The 4,053-nt window shown below is 70.9% G+C and carries 4 protein-coding genes; 2 read left to right on the top strand and 2 right to left on the bottom strand.

Annotation, left to right across the window (positions count from 1 at the left end):
• Positions 1-541, bottom strand: a 541-nt coding sequence (locus ACTS11_RS02455) for a M20/M25/M40 family metallo-hydrolase (RefSeq protein WP_442638764.1), incomplete at its 3' end; no start/stop codon positions are given.
• Between the two features lie 120 nt (positions 542-661).
• On the opposite strand from ACTS11_RS02455, the gene ACTS11_RS02450 reads away from it, so the two are divergent.
• Both ACTS11_RS02450 and ACTS11_RS02445 read left to right on the top strand, forming a co-directional pair.
• Positions 662-925 (top strand): hypothetical protein, encoded by a 264-nt coding sequence (locus ACTS11_RS02450; RefSeq protein WP_442638763.1) that lies wholly within the window; start codon positions 662-664, stop codon positions 923-925.
• An 11-nt stretch (positions 926-936) separates the two neighbouring features.
• Positions 937-1,545, top strand: a complete 609-nt coding sequence (locus ACTS11_RS02445) for a DUF1523 family protein (protein WP_442638762.1) — start codon at positions 937-939, stop codon at positions 1,543-1,545.
• 3 nt (positions 1,546-1,548) lie between these two features.
• Here the strand turns inward: ACTS11_RS02445 and ACTS11_RS02440 are convergent, their stop codons facing one another.
• Positions 1,549-3,903: an aldehyde dehydrogenase family protein gene (locus ACTS11_RS02440; RefSeq protein ID WP_442638761.1), complete on the bottom strand. Its 2,355-nt coding sequence runs from the start codon at positions 3,901-3,903 to the stop codon at positions 1,549-1,551.
• Positions 3,904-4,053: the final 150 nt, after the last annotated feature.

Below are 4,053 nucleotides of genomic sequence, written 5' to 3'. Positions count from 1 at the left end.
CGCGGGCGGGGTCGAAGTAACCCTGCTCAGCCAGGTAGGCGACGCCGCCGTAGCCGCCCGACTCCTCGTCCGCCGTGGCGCTGATCTCGATGGCGCCGGCGAAGTCGGGATGGGTGGCGAGGAAAGCCTCGGCCGCGATCACCGCGCTCGCGATGCCGCCTTTCATGTCGCAGGCGCCGCGCCCGTAGACGCGGCCGTCGCGCACCTCGCCGCCGAAGGGATCGACGGTCCAGCCATGGCCCGTCTCGACCACGTCGTGATGGCCGTTGAAGTGGACGCAGTCGCCGGGCCGCGCCCCCTCGATCCGCGCCACGAGGTTCCAGCGCGGGTGGCGGTCGCTGTCGGCGGGTGCGCCCGTCGCGCGGACAAGCTCCACGGCGAAGCCGCGACGCTCCAGCCGCGCAGCGAGATAGTCGCAGATCTCGCGGTAGTTGCGGCCCGGCGGGTTCAGCGTCGGGATGCGGATGAGGTCCTGCGTCAGCGCGACGAGATCGTCGGTTCGCGCGGTCACGGCATCGAGGAGGGGGGCGTCGTCTGTCATGGCGGCACACTGCGCGCCCTTGCCGCGCCCGGCAAGCCCCTGCCAATCCGCGATCCCCTGTTCTATATCCTTCCCAGGACAGCCGGGCCGCACGCCGGGCGGGCACGATGGAGCGAGGGCATGCTTTTCAGTCTGGGCCGGGTGGCGATCTTCCTCCTCGTGGGGCTTACGATCGTCTACATCAGCCTCTACTTCTACTTCCGGTCGGGCGCGAAAATGCGGCTGGAGGAGGACTGGGTCATGGCCGGACGTCCGGGCGAGCGCGCGGACTGGGTCGAGGAACGCCTCGCCTCCCATGCGACGCGCATCCGCAACTGGCTGTTCCTCGGCGTCTACGTGTTGCCGCTCGGCGCTTTGTCGGCTTACGTATACGTCACGAACTGAAGGCTCCTCCCATGCGCTGGCCCCGGATCATCTTCCTCTGCATCCTCGCGCTCCTGCTCGGGGCCTTCCTGCACTACACGCTGCCGCAGCGCGACGTGGTGCGGATCGTGAACGTGGAGAGCCGCCTGACCGAGGTGGGGGGGCTCAACGGCTGGTTCTATGCCCAGCGCGACAGCGGCAACGCCCAGAGCACGGGAATGCGCGACATCCGCCTGATCTCGACGATCCGGCCGGACGGGCGGCCGCTCGTCTACCGCAACGAGGACACGGGGCTGCTCTGGCCGCCCTACTTCAAGTTCGACAGCGAGGACTTGCAGGCCGAGGCCTCGAACCTCGTCTCGACCGAGGCGTCGCCGCAATGGGTGGCGGTCACGCATTACGGCTGGCGGTCGAACCTCATCTCGATCTACCCGAACGCGGTCAGCGTGCGGCCCGTCGAGGGGCCGGAGGTGACGCTGTTCCCCTGGCTCAACATCGTGATCCTGCTCGGTGTCGTGCTGGTGGCCTTCGTCGCCTGGCGGATCTGGGAGCGGTTCGAGGACCGCGTGATCGAGCCCGCCGCCGACCGCCTCGCCGTGCGCTGGGCGAAGATGAAGGACTGGGCTTCCGGCCGGCGCTGAGCCTCACTCGCCGTAGGGCACCCAGATCGTCTTCACCTCCGTCGCGGCCTCGAGGAAGCGGCGTCCCTGTCCCGCCCGCGACAGCCAGTCCGGGTTGCCGCCGTGGTTCATCCAGGTCCGCTTGAGGTTCCCGGCCGAGGCCGCCTCGAGTTTCCCCGTGTCCACCGCAGCCGAGAAGGACCAGAGCGCGTCGACGTCGAGGTGGCTCGCGAGCGTGCCGCCGAGCTCCCGCGGGTCGCCGGTGACGATGTTGACGACGCCGCCCGGCACGTCCGAGGTGTCGAGCACCTGGTAGAGGTCCGTCGCGGCCAGCGGATGCGGCCAGGACGGCACGAGCACCACGCGGTTGCCCATCGCGATGGCGGGCGCGATCAGGGACACGGCGCCCAGCAGCGGCGCCTCCTCCGGTGCCAGCATCCCGATGACGCCGACCGGCTCGCGCATGGCGAGCGCGACGCCCCGGATCGGCACGGACTTGGCCACGCCGTCGAACTTGTCCGCCCAGGCGGCGTAGGAGAACAGACGGTCGACCGAGGCCGCGACCTCGGCCTCGGCGCGGGCTGCGGTCGCGCCGGTCAGGTCGCGGAGGCGGGCCGCGAACTCGTCCGCGCGGGCCGAAAGGTTCTCGGCGATGTAGTAGATCACCTGTGCGCGCAGGTGCCCGGTGGCCTTGGACCAGCCCGAGGCGCCCCGCGCGGCCTCGACCGCGTTGCGGATGTCCTTGCGGTTGCCGATCCCCGCGTGGCCGAGAAGCTTGCCGCGCCGCGAGAAGACGGGCCGCGAATAGCCGCCGTCGGGGCGCGCCTGCTTGCCGCCCACGTACATCTTGGCCGTCCGGTCGAGGCCCGGTGCCTCCACCGTCTCGGGTGCGGGCTCGGGCGCGACGGGTTTCGCGGGTTTCAGCGCGACATCGGGCTCGAGGTAGGCGAGCATCCCCTCCCAGCCGCCCTCGCGGCCGAAGCCGCTTTCGCGCACCCCGCCGAAGGGCGCCGCCGCGTCGAAGAGGTTCGTGGCGTTCACCCAGACGACGCCCGCAGCGAGCTTGGGCGCGATGTCGAGCGCGAGGTTCAGGTTCTCCGTCCAGACGGTCGCGGCAAGGCCGTAGCGCGTGTTGTTGGCGAGGCTCACCGCCTCGGCCGGCGTGCGGAAGGTGCCCGAGACGAGGACGGGGCCGAAGATCTCCTCCTGCATCAGGGGTGCGGCCGGCGAGAGCCCGGTGATCAGCGTCGGCGGGTAGAAGCAGCCCGCCTTCGGCATGTCGACGGCGGCGCGGTAGACCTCGCCTTCGGTGTTGGCGTCCACCAGCCGCGTGATCGCGGCGAGCTGCACCGGGTCCACGACCGCGCCAACGTCGATGCACTTGTCGAGCGGGTCGCCCACGCGGAGCTTGTCCATCCGTGCCTTCAGCCGGGCGTGGAAGTCCTCGGCGATGCCTTCCTGCACCAGCAGGCGCGAGCCCGCGCAGCAGACCTGCCCCTGGTTGAACCAGATCGCATCCACCAGCCCCTCGATGGCGCTGTCGATGTCGGCGTCGTCGAAGACGATGTAGGGCGACTTGCCGCCGAGCTCGAGCGTGAGCGACTTGCCCGTCCCTGCGGTCGCCTCGCGGATGCGGCGGCCGACGGCGGTGGAGCCGGTGAAGGCGATCTTGGCGATGCCGGGATGCTCGACGATGGCCTGCCCCGTCGCGCCGTCGCCCGTGACGATGTTGACGACGCCCCGGGGCAACCCCGCCTCGCGGCAGATGTCCGCGAAGAGAAGCGCGGTGAGCGAGGTGTATTCCGCCGGCTTCAGCACCACCGTGTTCCCGGCGGCGAGCGCGGGCGCGATCTTCCAGGCCAGCATCAGGAGGGGGAAGTTCCACGGGATGATCTGCCCGCAGACGCCGAGCGGGGAGTGGCCGGGAAGCTCCTCCGCGAGCAATTGGGCGAGACCCGCGTGGTAGTAGAAATGCCGCTGAGCAAGCGGGATGTCGATGTCGCGCGCCTCGCGGATCGGCTTGCCGTTGTCGAGGCTTTCGAGCACCGCGAAGAGGCGGGCGTGCTTCTGGAGGAGGCGGGCGAGCGCGTAGAGATGGCGCGCGCGTTCGTGGCCCGAGAGCTTCGCCCATTTCGGCGCGGCACGGGACGCGGCCTTGACGGCGGCGTCGACGTCTTCCGCCGTCCCTTGCGTCACCTCGGCCAGCACCTCGCCGCGCGCGGGGTTGCGCGTGGCGAAGGTTTCGCCGGGCGCCGTGAAGCGCCCGTCGATGAAATGGCCGAAGGCGGGGCCGCGCGTCGCGATCCAGGCGCGCGCCTCGGCGTCGCTCTCCGGGGCGGGGCCGTAGTCCATCGTGTCGAAGATCTCGCGGGTGGTCATCTGGCCCTCTCAGAGGATGAGGAGGAGGAGTGCGACGAGGATCAGGAGGCCCGCGCCCGCCTTGCCGCCCTGCGCCCGGTCATGGGCGGCGGCATAGGGCGCGAGGTCCGTCGGCATGGCGCCGCGCGCCGCGCGGTCGCGGAACTCGGC

The organism is Roseicyclus sp., assembly GCF_052168335.1.
GTDB lineage: Bacteria > Pseudomonadota > Alphaproteobacteria > Rhodobacterales > Rhodobacteraceae > Roseibacterium.
Note: the sequence above shows the minus strand (reverse complement) of the source record. Positions and strands in the feature narration are given on the sequence as shown.